Source organism: Methylobacterium sp. E-041, from assembly GCF_022829665.1.
GTDB lineage: Bacteria > Pseudomonadota > Alphaproteobacteria > Rhizobiales > Beijerinckiaceae > Methylobacterium.
The window spans coordinates 48214-66825 of the sequence record NZ_JAKSYQ010000179.1; the positions used below are offsets into that span (position 1 = coordinate 48214).

The 18612-nt window shown below is 71.7% G+C and carries 15 protein-coding genes; 11 read left to right on the plus strand and 4 right to left on the minus strand.

The annotated features are described in order from the left end of the window. The first annotated feature begins 52 nt into the window (after positions 1–52). Together MKK70_RS15780 and MKK70_RS15785 are read left to right on the plus strand one after the other, a co-directional pair. Positions 53–961, plus strand: coding sequence for a LysR family transcriptional regulator (locus tag MKK70_RS15780; protein ID WP_243933198.1), 909 nt, complete (start codon positions 53–55; stop codon positions 959–961). Between the two features lie 169 nt (positions 962–1130). Further along, a complete protein-coding gene (locus MKK70_RS15785; protein WP_243948816.1) occupies positions 1131–2294 on the plus strand; it encodes an iron-containing alcohol dehydrogenase in 1164 nt (387 codons plus the stop codon). Between the two features lie 40 nt (positions 2295–2334). Here MKK70_RS15785 and MKK70_RS15790 read toward each other — a convergent pair whose 3' ends face one another. The 3 genes from MKK70_RS15790 to dinB form a co-directional block, all read right to left on the minus strand. Beyond that, positions 2335–2634: a hypothetical protein gene (locus tag MKK70_RS15790; protein ID WP_147727705.1), complete on the minus strand. Its 300-nt coding sequence runs from the start codon at positions 2632–2634 to the stop codon at positions 2335–2337. Positions 2635–2730: 96 nt separating this feature from the next. Then, on the minus strand, positions 2731–3609 hold the full coding sequence (locus MKK70_RS15795; protein ID WP_147727704.1) for an SDR family oxidoreductase: 879 nt from the start codon (positions 3607–3609) through the stop codon (positions 2731–2733). A 114-nt stretch (positions 3610–3723) separates the two neighbouring features. Continuing rightward, complete coding sequence (gene dinB, locus MKK70_RS15800; protein WP_147859264.1) at positions 3724–4764, minus strand: DNA polymerase IV; 1041 nt, start codon at positions 4762–4764, stop codon at positions 3724–3726. Positions 4765–4985: 221 nt separating this feature from the next. Between dinB and MKK70_RS15805 the strand changes: the two genes are divergently transcribed. From MKK70_RS15805 to MKK70_RS15835, 7 genes are all read left to right on the plus strand, one after another. Then, positions 4986–5297 (plus strand): FtsB family cell division protein, encoded by a 312-nt coding sequence (locus MKK70_RS15805; protein WP_147728758.1) that lies wholly within the window; start codon positions 4986–4988, stop codon positions 5295–5297. A 210-nt stretch (positions 5298–5507) separates the two neighbouring features. Next, positions 5508–6572 (plus strand): pyruvate dehydrogenase (acetyl-transferring) E1 component subunit alpha, encoded by a 1065-nt coding sequence (gene pdhA / locus MKK70_RS15810; protein ID WP_243948818.1) that lies wholly within the window; start codon positions 5508–5510, stop codon positions 6570–6572. Between the two features lie 68 nt (positions 6573–6640). Next, on the plus strand, positions 6641–8092 hold the full coding sequence (locus MKK70_RS15815; RefSeq protein ID WP_243948819.1) for a pyruvate dehydrogenase complex E1 component subunit beta: 1452 nt from the start codon (positions 6641–6643) through the stop codon (positions 8090–8092). 62 nt (positions 8093–8154) lie between these two features. After that, positions 8155–8430, plus strand: coding sequence for a DUF5076 domain-containing protein (locus tag MKK70_RS15820; RefSeq protein WP_147728755.1), 276 nt, complete (start codon positions 8155–8157; stop codon positions 8428–8430). Positions 8431–8443: 13 nt separating this feature from the next. Continuing rightward, positions 8444–9055, plus strand: coding sequence for a Uma2 family endonuclease (locus MKK70_RS15825; RefSeq protein ID WP_243948821.1), 612 nt, complete (start codon positions 8444–8446; stop codon positions 9053–9055). Positions 9056–9058: 3 nt separating this feature from the next. Continuing rightward, positions 9059–10489: a pyruvate dehydrogenase complex dihydrolipoamide acetyltransferase gene (locus tag MKK70_RS15830; RefSeq protein ID WP_243948823.1), complete on the plus strand. Its 1431-nt coding sequence runs from the start codon at positions 9059–9061 to the stop codon at positions 10487–10489. A 205-nt stretch (positions 10490–10694) separates the two neighbouring features. Then, positions 10695–12425, plus strand: a complete 1731-nt coding sequence (locus MKK70_RS15835; protein WP_147729239.1) for an L-lactate permease — start codon at positions 10695–10697, stop codon at positions 12423–12425. A gap of 99 nt (positions 12426–12524) precedes the next feature. On the opposite strand, the gene MKK70_RS15840 is transcribed toward MKK70_RS15835, so the two are convergent. Beyond that, positions 12525–14576, minus strand: a complete 2052-nt coding sequence (locus MKK70_RS15840) for a methyl-accepting chemotaxis protein (protein ID WP_243948824.1) — start codon at positions 14574–14576, stop codon at positions 12525–12527. Between the two features lie 387 nt (positions 14577–14963). Between MKK70_RS15840 and MKK70_RS15845 the strand changes: the two genes are divergently transcribed. Next, positions 14964–15215 carry a hypothetical protein gene (locus MKK70_RS15845; protein ID WP_147728850.1) on the plus strand — a complete coding sequence of 84 codons (252 nt, stop codon included), beginning with the start codon at positions 14964–14966 and terminating at the stop codon, positions 15213–15215. Positions 15216–15515: 300 nt separating this feature from the next. Then, entirely contained in the window at positions 15516–18605 is a 3090-nt protein-coding gene (uvrA, locus tag MKK70_RS15850; protein WP_243948878.1) for an excinuclease ABC subunit UvrA, read from the plus strand. Positions 18606–18612 lie beyond the last annotated feature (7 nt).

Genomic DNA, 18612 nt, shown 5'->3' on the forward strand with positions numbered 1-18612 from the left:
CTCGCAGCCGTTGTGCATCGATGCACAGCGCCATCCCCGTCGGACCCAGCCCGTGAGCCTCAAGAAGACCCGCAACTGGGACGACCTGCGCTTCTTCCTCGCCGTCGCCCGCACCGGCACGCTGACGGCCGCGGCGGCGCAGACCGGCACCGAGCACACCACCGTGGCCCGGCGCATCCTGGCCCTGGAGGAGGGGCTCGACCGCCGGCTCTTCCACAAGAGCAACCTCGGCTACGCGCTGACCGAGGCCGGCGAGGCGCTGCTCGGGACGGCGGAGGCGATGGAGAGCGCCTTCGTCTCGGGCTCGGCGGCCGGCGGCACCGGGCGGAGCGTCGCGGGCACGGTGCGGATCGGCGCGCCGGACGGGTTCGGCAGCGTGTTCCTCGCGCCGCGGATGCACCGCCTGACCGAGGCCCATCCCGGGCTCGAGATCGAGATCATGGCGACCGCGCGGATCTTCAGCCTGTCGAAGCGCGAGGCGGACATCGTCGTCAGCCTGTCGGCGCCGCAGCAGGCGCGGGTGGTGACGCGGCGGCTCACCGACTACCGGCTCTTCGTCTACGGGTCGAAGGCCTACCTCGACGCGGCCGAGCCGATCCGGACGGCGGCCGACCTCGGGCGGCACCCGTTCGTCAGCTACATCGAGGACATGCTGTTTGCGCGGGAGCTCAACTACCTCAACGTGATCGGGCCGGGCGCCAGCGCGCGGCTGCGCTCGACGAACCTGCTTGCCCAGGTGCACGCCACGCTCGCCGGTGCCGGCCTGTGCATCGTGCCGGCCTTCATCGCGGCCGCCCATCCCGGCCTCGTGCCGGTGCTGCCGGACGCGCTGTCGCTGACGCGGGCCTTCCACATGCACATCCACGAGGACCACCGGAAGGCCGCCCACATCCGCGAGGTGGCGGCCTTCATCGTCGGCGCGGTCGAGGCGGCGCAGGCGCTGTTCTCGCGGGCGGGATAGTGCGTCGCACCGGCAAGCTCAGGCAGGATACTGCGCGCCGGATGTCGCGCGACGGGCGCCGACCGGGCTTGTCCTCGCGCCCGCGCAGCCGCTAGCCTGCCTTTCGTATTCTGCGTTCATTCGCGCGCGTCCCCTCGGCGCGTCCCTTTGGAAAGACGGATCCAACGCCATGATCAGCGCCATCGCCCTGCCGCGGCTGATGCGGATCGGAGCCGGTGCGTGCGGGCTGCTGCCGGAGGTGCTGGGGCAGCTCGGGCTGTCCCGGCCGTTCGTCGTCACCGATCCCTACCTCGCCGACAGCGGCCGGGCGGGGCGGCTCGTCGAGCGCCTGGCGGCGGCCGGCATCCGGGCCGGGCTGTTCTCGCAGACCGTGCCGGACCCGACCGTGGCCTCGGTGGAGGCGGCTTTGGCCGCGCTCAAGGCCGGCGACCACGATTGCGTCGTCGGCTTCGGCGGCGGCAGCCCGATGGACACGGCCAAGGCCGTCGCGGTGCTGGCCCGCCACGGCGGCCACATGCGCGACTACAAGGCGCCCCACAGCCAGGACGCGCCCGGCCTGCCGATCCTGGCGATCCCCACCACCGCCGGCACCGGCTCGGAGGCGACGCGCTTCACCATCGTCACCGACGGGGCCACCGACGAGAAGATGCTGTGCGCCGGCCTCGCCTACCTGCCGGTGGCGGCGCTGGTCGATTACGAGCTGACCCTGAGCAAGCCCGCGCGGCTCACCGCCGATACCGGGATCGACGCGCTGACCCACGCGATCGAGGCCTACGTCTCGCGGAAATCCAACCCGTTCTCGGACGGGTTCGCGCTCGCCGCGATGCGGGCGATCGCGCCGAACCTGCGCCGGGTCTGGACCGATCCGGGCGACCGGGCTGCGCGGGAGGCGATGATGTTCGGCGCGACGCAAGCAGGCATCGCCTTCTCCAACAGCTCGGTGGCCCTCGTCCACGGGATGAGCCGGCCGATCGGCGCGCATTTCCACGTGCCGCATGGGCTTTCGAACGCGATGCTGCTGCCGGCCGTCACCGCCTTCTCGGCGCCGGGCGCGCCCGGGCGCTACGCCGCCTGCGCCCGGGCGATGGGCGTGGCGCGGGAGGGCGACGACGAGCGCAACGCGGTCTCCCGCCTGATCGCCGAGCTGCAGAACCTCAACGACGACCTGCAGGTGCCGACGCCCGGCGACTACGGCATCGACGAGGCCCGGTGGAACGGCCTGATCCCGACCATGGCGGCGCAGGCCCTGGCCTCGGGCTCGCCCGGCAACAACCCGGTGGTGCCGGACGCGGAGGCGATCGCGACGCTGTACCGCCAGGTCTGGGCCGCCTGAGCGGGACGGGCGGGGCAGCGGGATGCGGGCGGCTGCCGGCTCAGGCGGCCTGGCCGCCGTAGGTCGCGAACGAGGACTCGACCTTGTCCGCGAGCGCCGGCTCGACCTCGGCCGAGACCTTGAGGCGCCCGGCGAGCTTCGGCTCGCCGTCGGTGTGGGTCTTCTCGACGCGGCCGTCCTCGATGTCGGCGCCCGCGGTCTCGGTGCCGGCGCTGTTCTCGTCCGAGACCGGCGCGATGGTCACGGCCTTGCGGTCGATCTTGTGCTCCTGGACGAGGTGCTCGACCGCCATCTCGGCGTCGCGGCGGGTCTCGAACGTGGCGGCGATGATCTTCGACATGGATCTGGCTCCGATGGCGGGGCGGTCCGGCCCCGCGGGGGTTCCGCCGTCAATCGCAGGCGCGGCGCTCCGTTCCGGATCGCCGCGCCTCGTGCGTCAGTACATCGGCGTGCCGCCGGTGACGGGCACCAGGGCGCCGGACATGTAGCTGCCCTCGCGGGACGCCAGCAGCACGTAGGCCGGGGCGAGCTCGGCCGGCTGCCCGGCGCGGCCGAGGGGCGTGTCGGCCCCGAGCTGCTCGATCTGCTCGGGGCTCTTCACGATCGGCTGGATCGGGGTCCACACGGGGCCGGGCGCGACGCAGTTCACCCGGATGCCCTTCGGCGCCAGCAGGTTCGACAGCCCGATCGTCAGGCTCGCGATCGCGCCCTTGGTGGCGGCGTAGATCAGCATCGTCTTGTCGGCGACCTTGGCCTGCTGGCTCGTCGAGTTCACGATCGCCGAGCCCGGCTTCATGTGCGGCACCGCCGCCTGGGCGAGGTAGTACATCGCGAAGACGTTGGCGCGGAACGAGCCCTCGAGGTCCTCCGCCGTCACGTCGTCGAGCCCTTCGTTGATCGTCTGCGCGGCCGCGTTGTTGACCAGGACGTCGAGGCGCCCGAACGCGGCCACCGTGCGGGCGACGAGGTCGCGGCAATGGGCCTCCTCGCGCAGGTCTCCCGGCAGCAGCAGGACGCGGCGCCCGGCCCGCTCGACCCAGCGCGCCGTCTCCTCGGCATCGGACTGCTCGACCGGCAGGTAGGAGATCGCCACGTCGGCGCCCTCGCGGGCGTAGGCGATCGCCACCGCGCGGCCGATCCCGGAATCGCCGCCGGTGATCAGCGCGACCTGATCCGTCAGCAGCCCCTTGCCGACGTAGCTGTGCTCGCCGTGATCGGGGGCGGGGGTCATCCGCGACGACAATCCCGGCCGCTCCTGCTGCTGGTCGCCGGGGAAGGGGGGTCGGGCTCCGGCCTCGCGGGGATCGTCGGTCATGGTTGGCTGCTCCCGGTGTCGCTTCCCATCGAGATAGGGCGCGGCGCCGCGGACGCAGGCGCGACCCGATGACCGCGGCGCCGGCGATCCCGATCGAACGATCGCGGCGACGCCTCAGATCGCCAGGCCGAGCTGCAGCGGTTCCGCGGCGTCGCCGTGGTCGAGGGCCGAGAGCGAGACGCCGAGCAGCCGCACGCTGCGCCGGAGCGGGCGGAGGTCGCGCAGCAGGCCCAGGCTGATCGCCTCCAGGCTGGCGCGGTCGCCGACGGGGGCCGCCAGGGAGCGCGCCCGCGTGACCTGCGCGAAGTCGGAGAACTTCACCTTCAGCGTCACGGTCCGGCCGCGCAGCCCCTTGGCGGCGCAGGCCGCCGCGACCTTGTCGAGGATCGGCGCGAGGCGCTCGGCGAGGATTTCGAGGTCGGCGCTGTCGTCGGAGAAGGTGTTCTCGGCACCGATCGACTTGCGGATGCGGTGCGCCCGCACCGGGCGCTCGTCGATGCCGCGGGCCACCCCGTGATAATAGGGGGCGGCGCTGCCGAGGATGGCGGCCAGATCCTCCAGCGAGCGGGCCTTGAGGTCGCGGCCGGTATGGATGCCGAGGCGGCGCATCTTCGCCTCTGTCACCGGGCCGATGCCGTGGAAGCGGCCGATGGCGAGGTCCTCGACGAAGGCCGGGCCCATCTCGGGGGTGATCACGAACAGCGCGTCGGGCTTGCGGTAGTCCGAGGCGACCTTGGCGAGGAACTTGTTGTACGAGACGCCGGCCGAGGCGACGAGTCCGGTGCGCGCGCGGATCGTGGTGCGGATCGCCCGGGCGACGGCGGTGGCGGTCGGCAGGCCCTGCAGGTTCTCGGTGACGTCGAGGTAGGCCTCGTCGAGGGAGAGCGGCTCGATCACCGGCGTGTGCTCGGAGAACACCGTCCGGATCTCCTCCGAGATGCCGCGGTAGACCTCGAAGCGCGGGCGCACGAACACCAGGTCCGGGCAGAGCCGGCGCGCCGTCACCGAGGGCATCGCCGAGCGCACCCCGAAGGCCCGCGCCTCGTAGCTCGCGGCGGCCACCACGCCGCGCTCGCGCGAGCCGCCGACCGCGACCGGCCGGCCGCGCAGGGCCGGGTCGTCGCGTTGCTCGACGGAGGCGTAGAACGCGTCCATGTCGATGTGGATGACTTTCCGCACCGGGGCGGTCACTGCGCTGTCCCGTTCCGCGAGACCGCCGCACGGCAGGGCGGCCGCCTCGATGTTCGATCTTTGTTCCGACTGTCCATCACCGCGGGGCGCGGTTCAACCCATCCGGGCGCCGCCGTCCACCACCGAGCGCACGATCGGCGGCCGCGGCAAAGGCTTTGTTAACCGACCCGGACGATGGTCGCGCCATGGTCGTCCGTCGCCGCGTCAGAATGGTCGTTTTGCCTCTCAGCCTCTGGACCCTGTCCGGGCTGGTGGTCGGCTACTTCGTGTACCAGGCCGAGAACGGCAACCGGGGCCTGGAGGCCAAGCGCGCCCTCAAGATCCAGGCCTTCGGGCTCACCCGGGAGCTCGCGGCGGCCAAGGCCGAGCGGGCGACCTGGGAGCACCGCGTCGCGCTGCTGCGCAGCGAGCAGATCGACCGCGACCTGCTGGAGGAGCGCGCCCGGGTCGTCCTCGGCCGGGTGCACGCCAACGACGTGGTCGTCATCGACCCGTGAGCGGGCACCGCCTCCAGTCCCGCGCGCGCGTCCCGGCTTGAGCGTGGCCCGCATCCGCCGTCCCGAGGGGATCATGCCGATCGGGCGTGCGGATCGGGCATGCGGATCGGGTATGACAACCACAAACACCTGTCAGAGCGTCGGCCCTCGCATTCCCGGAGCGCGTGTCCTAAACCGGGCGGGAACAGACGCCAGCACGGGAGCACGCCGATGGATGCCGCGAAAGATGCGGGGCAGCCCAACCCTGCCGCGGAGACGCCGGAGGCCGTGGCGGCCGAGCACCAGCCCGCACCGAACGCGCCGCAATTCACCCGCGAGGAAGACCTCCACGCCTACCACCAGATGCTGCTGATCCGCCGCTTCGAGGAGAAGGCGGGGCAACTTTACGGAATGGGCCTGATCGGCGGGTTCTGCCACCTCTACATCGGCCAGGAGGCGGTCGTCATCGGCATGCAGATGGCCTCGGTCGACGGCGACCAGGTCATCACCGGCTACCGCGACCACGGCCACATGCTCGCCTGCGGCATGGACCCGAAGGGGGTGATGGCCGAGCTCACCGGCCGCCGCGGCGGCTACAGCCGCGGCAAGGGCGGCTCGATGCACATGTTCAGCCGCGAGAAGCAGTTCTTCGGCGGGCACGGCATCGTCGGCGCGCAGGTCTCGCTCGGCACCGGCCTCGGCTTCGCCGATGCCTACCGCAAGAACGGCAAGGTCAGCCTGACCTACATGGGCGACGGCGCGGCCAACCAGGGCCAGGTCTACGAGAGCTTCAACATGGCGCAGCTGTGGAAGCTGCCCGTGGTCTACGTGATCGAGAACAACCGCTACGCCATGGGCACCTCGGTCGCCCGCGCCTCGGCGCAGACGGACTTCTCCCGCCGCGGCATCTCGTTCGGCATCCCCGGCGAGCAGGTCGACGGCATGGACGTGCGCACGGTCCGCGAGGCGGCGGGCCGGGCGATCGCGCATGCCCGCACCGGGGAGGGGCCCTACATCCTCGAGATGCAGACCTACCGCTATCGCGGCCACTCGATGTCCGACCCGGCGAAGTACCGCACGAAGGACGAAGTCTCGAAGATGCGCGACGAGCACGACCCGATCGAGATGGTGCGCAAGCGCCTGGTCGAGCTGCACGGCGTCGCCGAGGCCGAGCTCAAGGCCACCGACGCCAAGGTCCGCGAGACCGTCAACGACGCCGCCGAGTTCGCGACGCACGATCCCGAGCCGGATCTGTCCGAGCTGTGGACCGACATCCTCCTGGAAGCGCGCGCCTGAGGGCGCCGCCGCCCCGCGACGATCCCCTGCCAGGCCGCCCCGCCCGCCTCACCGATCAGAGACCCTCCATGGCGACCGACATCCTGATGCCCGCCCTGTCTCCGACCATGGAGGAGGGCAAGCTCTCCAAATGGCTCAAGAAGGAGGGCGACGCGATCAAGTCCGGCGACGTGCTCGCCGAGATCGAGACCGACAAGGCGACCATGGAGGTCGAGGCGATCGACGAGGGCACGCTCGCCAAGATCCTGGTCGCCGAGGGCACCGAGGGCGTCGCCGTCAACACCCCGATCGCGATCATCGCGGGCGAGGGCGAGGACGTCGCGGCCGCCGCCGCCGGAGGGGCCTCGTCGAAGCCGAACGGTGCGGACACGGGCGGGCAGCCCGCCCCGACGCCGACGATGCAGGCCGAGGGCATGGCCTCCGGCCCGTCGGCCACCGCCAAGACCGGCGACGACAAGCCCGCGGCGCCGGCCGCGCCCGCCACCATCACCAACAAGGCCGCCGAGCCGGTGATGGAGGAGTTCCCGGCCGGCACCGAGATGGTGACGATGACCGTCCGCGAGGCGCTGCGCGACGCCATGGCCGAGGAGATGCGCCGGGACGAGGACGTCTTCGTGATGGGCGAGGAGGTCGCCGAGTACCAGGGCGCCTACAAGGTCACGCAGAACCTGCTGCAGGAATTCGGCGCCCGCCGCGTGGTCGACACCCCGATCACCGAGCACGGCTTCGCCGGCATCGGCGTCGGCGCGGCCCTGTCGGGCCTGAAGCCGATCGTCGAGTTCATGACCTTCAACTTCGCCATGCAGGCGATCGACCACATCATCAACTCGGCGGCCAAGACCCTGTACATGTCCGGCGGCCAGCTCGGCTGCCCGATCGTGTTCCGCGGCCCCAACGGCGCCGCCGCCCGCGTCGGCGCCCAGCACAGCCACGACTACGCCGCCTGGTACTCCAACGTGCCGGGCCTGAAGGTGATCGCCCCCTACACGGCGTCGGACGCCAAGGGCCTGCTCAAGGCCGCGATCCGCGACCCGAACCCGGTGATCTTCCTCGAGAACGAGATCCTGTACGGCCAGACCTTCCCGGTGCCGAAGCTCGACGACTTCGTGCTGCCGATCGGCAAGGCGCGGATCCACCGCACCGGCAAGGACGTGACCATCGTCTCCTTCGCCATCGGCATGACCTACGCCCTGAAGGCGGCGCAGATCCTGGCCGACCAGGGCATCGAGGCCGAGGTGATCGACCTGCGCACGATCCGGCCGATGGACACCGAGACCGTGCTCGCGTCGGTCAAGAAGACCGGCCGCTGCGTCACGGTGGAGGAGGGCTTCCCGCAATCGGGCATCGGCGCCGAGATCTCGGCCCGCCTGATGGTCGACGCGTTCGACTACCTCGACGCGCCGGTGCTGCGCGTCACCGGCAAGGACGTGCCGATGCCCTACGCCGCCAACCTCGAGAAGCTCGCCCTGCCCAACGTCGCCGAGGTCGTCGAGGCGGCCAAGGCCGTCTGCTACCGGTGAATGCGATCCGCCTTCGTGCCTGACCGGCGGGAACGGGGCCGATCGATGGGTCATGACGTCGTATGAGTGAATCCTTCCAAGCCCTCGAGATTCCCCCCGACGCCCTGGAGCAGGGCGGCATCGAGGTGCTGCGCGCGGCCGTGGTCGACGGGGCGGTGAGCGTGGCGTTGCGCCGGTCCTTCGACGACCCCGCCACGTGGGGCCGCCTGATGGTCGACCTCGCCCGGCAGGCCGCCCGCGCCTACGCCCTGGAGACCGACCTGTCGGAGGAGGAGGCGTTCGAGCGCATTCGCGCGGGGTGGGAGGCCGAGGGCCTCGATCCCGGCGGCCTGAACTGACGGGATTCTGGCCATGGCCGAACCCGCGCTCCGGCACGCCACCTACGCCGACCTTGAAGCGGTCCCCGACCACCTCGTCGCCGAGATTATCGACGGGGCGCTGGAGACGCATCCGCGACCGCGGCCGCGGCATGCGATGGCGGCGGCGGGATTGGCCGCGGAGCTGAACGCGCCCTTCGGACGCGGGCGCGGCGGACCGGGCGGCTGGATCTTCATGATTGAACCCGAGCTCCATCTCGGAGCGCAGGTCGTGGTGCCCGATCTCGCCGGCTGGCGCCGCGAGCGGCTGCCGGCCGAGCCGGAGACCGCCTTCGTCGAGACGCCGCCGGACTGGGTCTGCGAGATCCTGTCGCCGTCCACGGTGCGTCTCGACCGCGGCCCGAAGCGGCGCATCTACGCGGAGGCCGGCGTCGGGCACCTCTGGCTGCTCGATCCCGCCGACGGCGTGCTGGAGGCCTTCGCGCTGACCGCGTCCCGATGGCTGCTGCTCGGGACGGTGACGCGCCGCGAGACCGTGGCCCTGCCGCCTTTCGACGCCGTCCCGTTTCCGCTGGACGACCTGTTTCCCTTCGCCGATCCCCGCGCCGAACCCGACGCCCCCTCCCTGCCCTCGGACGAGACCTGAACCATGCCCGTCAACGTCCTGATGCCCGCCCTCTCGCCGACCATGGAGAAGGGCAACCTCGCCAAGTGGCTCAAGAAGGAGGGCGACGCGATCAAGTCCGGCGACGTGCTCGCCGAGATCGAGACCGACAAGGCGACCATGGAGGTCGAGGCGATCGACGAGGGCGTGCTCGCCCGGATCGTCGTGCCCGAGGGCACCGCCGACGTGCCGGTCAACGACCTGATCGCGGTGATCGCCGTGGACGGCGAGGATCCGGCCGGGGTCCAGGCGGGCGGCGCGGCGCCGGCGCCGGCCCAGGCGCCGAAGGCCGACGCGTCGTCGGCGAACGAGAACACCACGCCCGGCGGCGGCCACATGTCCTACGAGCGGGTCAACGAGGCCCCCGACGGGGCGCGGCCCGCTTCCGAGCCCAGTAGCGCCAAGTCCGAGGGCGCCGCCCATCCGCCGAGCGGGGCGGGCGAGCGCGTCTTCGCCTCGCCGCTGGCCCGCCGCATCGCGAAGCAGGAGGGCATCGACCTCTCGGCCGTGCAGGGGTCGGGCCCGCGCGGCCGGGTGATCGAGCGCGACGTCCGCGCCGCCAAGGGGGCCGGCACCGGCAAGGCCGCGCCCGCCCCCAAGGCGGCCCCGAAGGCGCCCGAGGCGGCACCGCCGGCGCAAGCCGCCGCGCCCGCCCCCGCGGCCAGGGCCGCCGGCCTCACCACCGATCAGGTCCGCGGCTTCTACGCCAAGGACAGCTACGAGGAGGTGCCGCTCGACGGCATGCGCAAGACCATCGCCAAGCGCCTCACCGAGGCGATGCAGGTTGCGCCGCACTTCTACCTGACCGTGGATTGCGAGATCGACGCGCTGATGGCGCTTCGCGAGCAGCTCAACCGGAGCGCCGGCAAGGACAAGGACGGCAAGCCGCTGTTCAAGCTCTCGGTCAACGACTTCGTCATCAAGGCGATGGGCCTCGCCCTGACCCGGGTGCCGATGGCCAACGCCGTCTGGGCCGAGGACCGGGTGCTGCGCTTCAGGAACGCCGAGGTCGGCGTCGCCGTGGCGATCGACGGCGGCCTGTTCACCCCGGTCATCCGCCGGGCCGACGAGAAGACGCTGTCCACCATCTCCAACGAGATGAAGGACTTCGCGGCCCGTGCGCGCGCCAAGAAGCTGAAGCCGGAGGAGTACCAGGGCGGCGTCACCTCGGTGTCGAACCTCGGCATGTTCGGGATCAAGCACTTCACCGCGGTGATCAACCCGCCGCAATCCTCGATCCTGGCGGTCGGCGCCGGCGAGAAGCGGGTCGTGGTCAAGGACGGCGCGCCCGCCGTCGCCCAGGTGATGACCGCGACCCTCTCCTGCGACCACCGCGTGCTCGACGGCGCGCTCGGCGCCGAGCTGATCGCGGCCTTCAAGGGCCTGATCGAGAGCCCGATGGCGATGCTGGTCTGACGACGGGCCGGTCGCGCGGCGCGGCGAGACCGCGTCGTGCCGAGCCGAGCCGAGCCGCCGGCCGCTTTCGCGATAAGTGCCGGAGCGGTCGGCGCGCAACACCTTCTGAATACATTATCTCTCGGCGTTGAGCCGGATTCGCCGCTCTGCTAGCACCGCCTCCAACGGCCCGCGGATCAACCCGGGCCATCGGAGGAATGCGCCCGTGGAACCCGTCCAAACCTGGAACCAGGTCTACGATCCGTTCGGCAACCCGTGGCTGTCGACGCTGGCCGCCTCCGTGCCGGTGATCGCGCTGCTCGCCATGATCGCCAGCGGCCGGGTCAAGGCCCACATCGCGGCCGTGCTCGCCCTGGTGCTGGCCTTCGCCCTCGCCGTCGGCGCCTTCGGCATGCCGCTCGGCCTCGCGACCCGCGCCTCGCTGCTCGGGATGGTGACCGGGTTCTTCCCGATCGGCTGGATCATCCTCAACGTCATCTTCCTCTACCGGCTGACGGTGGAGAAGGGGTGGTTCGCCATCCTCCAGCAATCGGTGGCCGGCATCACCACCGACCGGCGGCTGCAGCTGCTGCTCGTCGCCTTCGCCTTCGGCGCGTTCTTCGAGGGCGCGGGCGGGTTCGGCACGCCGGTGGCGGTCACCGGCGCGATCCTGATCGGGCTCGGCTTCTCGCCGCTGGCGGCCTCCGGCCTGTCGCTCATCGCCAACACCGCGCCGGTGGCCTTCGGCGCGCTCGGCGCGCCGATCCAGGGCCTCGCCTCGGTGACGGGCTACGACCCCTACGTGCTCGGCGCGATGATCGGCCGGCAGCTGCCGGTGTTCTCGCTGATCGTGCCGTTCTGGCTGATCTGGGTGTTCGCGGGCTTCCGCGGCATGGTCCAGGTCTGGCCGGCGATCCTGATCTGCGGCGGCGCCTTCGCCGCGGCCCAGTTCGGCATCTCGAACTACGTCAACCCGTGGATCGTCGACATCGGCGCCTCGATCGCGGCGATGGGCGCCCTGGTGCTGTTCCTGAAGGTCTGGAAGCCGGCCACGATCTGGACCTCGCCGGCGCTGCGCGGCAACGACCCGTCGATCGGCTACGGCGCGCCGCGGCCGGTGGCGCTCGGCGCGGGGGTTCCCTCCGACCTGCCCCGCGCCCCGGCCGCCACCGGCCGCACCGCCACCTCCTCCGAGATCGCGCTGGCCTGGCTGCCGTGGATCATCCTGTCGGTGATCGTGGCGATCTGGGGCACCGGCTGGTTCAAGGCCATCGTCAACCCGATCTTCACCTGGAAATACGAGGTGCCGGGCCTGCACAACGTGATCATGAAGGTGCCGCCGGTGGTGGCCAAGGCCCATCCCGAGGGCGCCGTCTTCCTGTTCACCTACATGTCCTACACCGGCACCGGCGTGCTGATCGCGGCACTGATCTCGGGCCTGATCATGCGGTTCTCGCCCGTCCGCCTCGTCACCGCCTACGTCGAGACGATCTGGGTGCTGCGCTACTCGCTGATCACCATCGCGGCGATGCTCGCGCTCGGCGTGCTCACCCGCTACGCCGGCGTCGACGCGACGCTGGGCCTGGCGTTCGCCGGAACCGGCATCCTCTACCCGTTCTTCGGCACGCTGCTCGGCTGGCTCGGCGTCGCGCTGACCGGCTCCGACACGGCCTCCAACGTGCTCTTCGGCGGCCTGCAGAAGATCACCTCGGAGCAGCTCGGCCTGTCGGGCGTGCTGATGGCCTCGGCCAACTCGTCGGGCGGCGTGATGGGCAAGATGATCGACGCCCAGTCGATCGTCGTCGCCTCCACCGCCACCGGCTATTTCGGCCAGGAGGGCAAGATCCTGCGCTTCGTGTTCTGGCACTCGATCGCGCTCGCCTGCCTGGTGGGCGGGCTGGTGATGCTCCAGGCCTACGTGCATCCCTTCACCGCGATGGTGATCCACGTTCCGTAGCCTCGCGCCCGAGATCGCCGGCGACACCAAAAAAGCCCGCCCCCTGCGGAGGGGGCGGGCTTTTCCTTTGGCGCAGTCTGGCGACGGGGGAGGGCGGCCTCAGGCCGCCCGCACGCCGGCCAGGAAGTGGTCGACCGCGCCGCGCAGGTCGCCGGCCTGGCTCGACAGCGCGCTCGCCGCGGCGAGCACCTGGGCCGAGCCGGAGCTCGCCGTCCCGGCCGCCTCGCTGACGCCCCCGATATGCTCCGACACCGCGCGGGTGCCCTGCGAGGTCTGGGCCGTGGTGCGGGCGATCTCGCCGGTCGCGGCCCCCTGCTCCTCGACCGCGGCGGCGATGTCGCCGCCGATCTGGGCCAAGCGCCGGATCACGTCGGTGATCCCGCTGATCGCCTGGACAGAGGCGTCGGTGGAGGCGCTGATCTCGACGACCTTGGCCGTGATCTCCTCGGTCGCCCGCGCGGTCTGGCCGGCCAGCGACTTCACCTCCTGCGCCACCACCGCGAAGCCGCGTCCCGCCTCGCCCGCGCGGGCTGCCTCGATGGTGGCGTTGAGGGCGAGCAGGTTGGTCTGGTCGGCGATCTGCGAGATCAGCCCGACGATCTGGGCGATGCTGCCGGCCGCCGTGGCGAGCCGCCGGACCTCGCCGGCCATGCCCTCGGCGTCTCGCTCGGCCGCCGCCGCGAGGTCGGCCGAGGCCGTGACCTGGGTGCCGATCTCGGCGACCGAGGCCGAGAGCTCCTCGGTCGCCGCCGCCACCGTGTCGGCCGAGAGCGCCGCCTCGTGCGACGCGCGGGCGACCTGAAGGCTCAGCGACGAGGCGTCCCCGGCCGCCCGCGTCATGCCGTGGGCCGCCGCCTCGAGCTGGATCGCCGCCGCCGAGACCGCCTCGACGATGCCGCCGACCCGATCCTCGAACCCGTCGGCGAGCTCGAGCGCCGCCGCGCGCCGGGCCAGCTCGGCGTCGGCCGACATCCGCTCCTGCGCCGCGCGGCTGCGGCGGCGCTCGGCGACGTTGTCGCGGAACTCGATCGCCGCGGCGGCGATGGCGCGGACCTCGATCGGGCCACCCTGGGGAATCGCCACGTCGTCGTCGCCGCGGCCGATGGCGGTGAGCGCCCGCGACATCCGGATCAGCGGCCGGGCCACCGCGGTGCCGAGGCCGAAGGCGAGGGCGCCCGACAGCAGGAAGATCGCGAGCGCCGCCCCCGACCAGATCGCGAGCGCCCGTTCGGCCGTCGCGCGAACGCCGCCGGCCTCCGCGGCGAGGTCGGCGGTGAGGTGGTCCTCGACCGCCTTGAGGCCGTCGATGCGCTGGGTCGCGAGGCGGAACCAGAGCGGGGCGTCGCGGAAGGCCAGGGCCTCGCCGGGCATGGTCTCGAGGGCGACCTTGCGCAGGCGCGCCACCTCCCGCGCCGGGGCGGTGGCCTCCGCGGCATCGAGCAGGGCTCCTTGCGCCGGCTCCGCCCGGGACCGGAACAGGCCCTCGTAGGTGGCCTGGTCGGCCTGGAGGGTGGCGAGGCGGCGGATCCCGGCGAGGTCGAGGCTGCCGGCGGCGAAGGCGGCGGAGGCGGCGGCACGCTCCTGGCCGGCATATTCCTTCATCGTCAGGAAGGCGGCGTAGGAGGCGGCGTGGTTGGCGATCCCGACGGGGCCGATCACGCCCGACAGGGCGCGGACCAGCCCGAGGCCTTCGCCGATCAGACCGGTATAGGCGGCGGCCGCCTGGGGCGCCGTCGGCTTCAGCGCGTCGACGGCGTTGCGCTGCGCGTCCAGGCCGTCGAGCGCCTGCGCGAAGGCGTCGGCCTTGCGGGTGAAGGCGGGGCCGTAGGCCGCCGCGCCGGCCGTGACGGCGGCGGCGAGGCCCTGGCGCGCGGCGTCGGTGCGGGCGCGCTGCGCGACCAGCTCCGCCTTGAACTGCGACCCCTTCGAGGCGAGGAACAGGCTGGAGGCGCCGCGCTCGCGCTGGCCCTCGTGCGCGAAGGCGCTGATCCGCGAGGCGAGGCCGACAAGGTCCTCGACCTGGATCATCTCGGCGCGCTGCGCCATCCGGTCGGAGATCGCGACACCGGCCACCGCAGCGAAGGCGAGGCAGGGCGCCAGCGCCACCGCCACGATGCGTCCCCGCAAGGACATCGGAACACCGGTCTTCATTCGCCCACGCATCCCAAGTCTTCGCACCGCGTCGATACGGACGACTGCGCTACAACCGGTAAAGACGCCGTTGCCATCACAGGTCGATGCGCTGTTCGATCGTCGCGGGCGCGATCTTCAACGGCGGGAGCACGTCGGCAGCGTATTCGCGGGCCCGGACACCAGGGCATCGGCGGGCGATGCGGACGCGTCGTCCGGGCGAGCCCCGGGCACGACTTCCGGACCTGCGCGAAAATCCGCGATCCCGCCGACGAATCGGGACGCGGCGGCATGCATTCCGGACGCCCGATCAAGACGCCGCGCCCGGCGCCGCCCTATCACGAGGCGCCGAGAGCGCGCGCGGCGGGTCGGCCGCGACGACGCCGGGCGTACCCTTGGGAGGCCATCATGATCCGTACCATCCTCGCCGCGAGCCTGCTGATCGCCGGCCTCGCCGCCGCCCGGGCCCAGACCGGCGACATGTCCTGCGCCGACTATCTCAAGGCCGACGCGCAGGCGCAGGCCTCGATGAGCGCCGCCGACAAGGCGATGATCGCCGCCGACCCGCAGGCGGCCGCGATGGACGCGAAGATGCGCGCCTACTGCAAGGCCAACCCGAAGGCCTCCTCGTCCGAGGCGGCGATGAAGGCGATGCAGTAATCCCGCCGGAGCCGCGCGCCCGGCACGGGCGCGCGATGATCCTGGTCGTCGGCCGCCCCCCGAACGGGGCCGGCGCAGCGAAAAGATGCGGGCGGCCGCAGGGCCGGACGCGTCGCGGAACAAGGGCCGAGTTGCCCACGTACGCGTTTCGTTCTAGCAGACACGCGAGCATGCCGGGCCTGCGTCCCGCCCGCGGCACCTTGCCGAAGGCTTCGGACGGACGACATGACCCGGCGCGGCGTTCGCTTTCGCGATCGCCGGATCCCGCCCGTGTCGACGCCTCGAAAGACCGCCCCCGCCATGGCCAAAGCCGTCGCCGCCAAGACGCCTGCTGGCAACAAGACGCCTGCTGCCGATAAGACGCCCGCCGCGAAAGCGCCGCCCGCCAGGAAGCCCGCGAAGGCGAGCCCGGTCGCGCGGGCGGTCGAGGCCGAGGCCGGTGTCGACGCGAAGCTCGAGCGCCTGTTCGACCGGGAGACGCCGGCGGAGCGCGACCGACGGGTGATCTCGGTGCGCGGCGCCCGCGAGCACAACCTGAAGAACGTCGACCTGACGATCCCGCGCGACAAGCTCGTGGTGTTCACCGGGCTCTCGGGCTCCGGCAAGTCGTCGCTCGCCTTCGACACGATCTACGCCGAGGGCCAGCGCCGCTACGTCGAGTCGCTCTCGGCCTATGCGCGCCAGTTCCTGGAGATGATGTCCAAGCCCGACGTCGACCAGATCGACGGGCTCTCGCCGGCGATCTCGATCGAGCAGAAGACCACCTCGAAGAACCCGCGCTCCACGGTGGGGACCGTCACTGAGATCTACGACTACATGCGCCTGCTCTGGGCCCGCGTCGGCATCCCGTACTCGCCGGCCACCGGCCTGCCGATCGAGAGCCAGACCGTGCAGCAGATGGTCGACCGCGTCCTGGCGCTACCCGAGAAGAGCCGGCTCTACCTGCTCGCGCCCGTGGTCCGCGGCCGCAAGGGCGAGTACCGCAAGGAGATCGCCGAGTTCCAGAAGAAAGGCTTCCAGCGCCTGCGGATCGACGGCGAGTACTACCCGATCGACGACGTGCCGAAGCTCGACAAGAAGCTCAAGCACGACATCGACGTGGTGGTGGACCGGATCGTGGTGCGGGCCGACATCGCGAGCCGGCTCGCCGATTCCTTCGAGACGGCGCTCGAGCTCGCCGACGGCATCGCCGACATCGAGTTCGCCGACGTGCCGGAGGGCGAGACCCGGGAGAAGATCACCCTCTCGTCGCGCTTCGCCTGCCCGGTCTCGGGGTTCACCATCGCGGAGATCGAGCCCAGGCTGTTCTCGTTCAACAACCCGTTCGGCGCCTGCCCGACCTGCGGCGGCATCGGCCACGAGATGCGGATCGACGCCGAGCTGGTGATCTCCGACGAGGCCCTGAGCCTCAAGCGCGGCGCCATCGGCCCGTGGGCGAAGTCGACCTCGCCCTATTACGGGCAGACGCTCGACGCGCTCGCCCGGCATTACGGCTTCAAGACCGACCTGGCCTGGTCGCGGCTTCCCGAGGCGGCGCGCGCGATCATCCTCTACGGCTCCGGCAAGCAGTCGATCCGCTTCGACTACGACGACGGCATGCGCAAGTACGCCGTCAACAAGCCGTTCGAGGGCGTGATCCCCAACCTCGAGCGCCGCTACAAGGAGACCGAGAGCGACGCCGCGCGCGACGAGATCTCGCGCTTCATGAGCGAGACCCCGTGCGCCGCCTGCGGCGGCAAGCGGCTGAAGATCGAGGCGCTCGCCGTCAAGGTCGCGATGGAGGATATCGGCGCGGTCACCGCGCTCTCGGTCAGCGAGGCGCACCGCTGGTTCTCGGCGCTGCCGAAGAAGCTGACGCAGAAGCAGAACGAGATCGCGGTGCGGATCCTGAAGGAGATCCGCGACCGGCTGTCGTTCCTGGTCGACGTCGGCCTCGAATACCTGACGCTGGCCCGCGGCTCGGGGACCTTGTCCGGCGGCGAGAGCCAGCGCATCCGCCTCGCCTCGCAGATCGGCTCGGGGCTCACCGGCGTGCTCTACGTGCTGGACGAGCCGTCGATCGGCCTGCACCAGCGCGACAACGAGCGCCTGCTCGGCACGCTGAAGCGCCTGCGCGACCTCGGAAACTCGGTGATCGTGGTCGAGCACGACGAGGACGCGATCCTCCAGGCCGACTACGTGGTCGACGTCGGGCCAGGCGCCGGCATCCACGGCGGCCGGATCATCGCGCAGGGCACGCCCGAGGAGGTGCTGGCCCATCCCGACTCGCTGACCGCCAAGTACCTGACCGGCGAGAAGTCGGTGCGGACCCCGGCCGCGCGGCGGAAGGGGCGCAAGGGCAAGCTCGGGGTGTTCGGCGCCCGCGGCAACAACCTCAAGAACGTCGACATCGAGATCCCGCTCGGCACCTTCACCTGCGTCACCGGCGTCTCGGGCGGCGGCAAGTCCACGCTGATCATCGACACGCTCTACAAGGCGGTGGCCAAGCGCCTGAACGGCGCGCTGGAGCATCCGGCGCCCTTCGACCGGCTCGAAGGGCTGGAGCACCTCGACAAGGTCATCGACATCGACCAGTCGCCGATCGGGCGGACCCCGCGCTCGAACCCGGCGACCTATACCGGCGCCTTCACCCCGATCCGCGACTGGTTCGCCGGCCTGCCCGAGGCCAAGGCCCGCGGCTACCAGCCGGGCCGGTTCTCGTTCAACGTCCGGGGCGGCCGCTGCGAGGCGTGCTCGGGCGACGGCGTCATCAAGATCGAGATGCACTTCCTGCCCGACGTCTACGTCACCTGCGACGTGTGCAAGGGCAAGCGCTACGACCGCGAGACGCTGGAGGTGAAGTACCGCGCCAAGTCCATCGCCGACGTGCTCGACATGACCGTCGAGGAGGCCGCCGACCTGTTCAAGGCGGTGCCGACGATCCGCGAGAAGATGGAGACGCTCAAGCGCGTCGGGCTCGACTACGTCAGCGTCGGGCAGCAGGCGACGACGCTGTCGGGCGGCGAGGCGCAGCGGGTCAAGCTCTCGAAGGAGCTGTCGAAGCGCTCGACCGGCCGCACCCTCTACATCCTCGACGAGCCGACCACCGGCCTGCACTTCCACGACGTCGCCAAGCTGATGGAGGTGCTCCACGAGCTCGTCGACCAGGGCAACACGGTGGTGGTGATCGAGCACAACCTCGAGGTCATCAAGACCGCCGACTGGGTGATCGACATGGGCCCGGAGGGCGGCGACGGCGGCGGCGTGGTCGTCGCCCAGGGGACGCCCGAGCAGATCGCCGCGTCGACGGCGAGCCATACCGGGCGCTTCCTGCGCGACGTGCTCGCCCGCCGCCCCGCGGCGAAGCCGGCCGCTTCGCGGGCGGCGGTGGCGCGGCCGGCCGCGGAGTAGGCGCGCC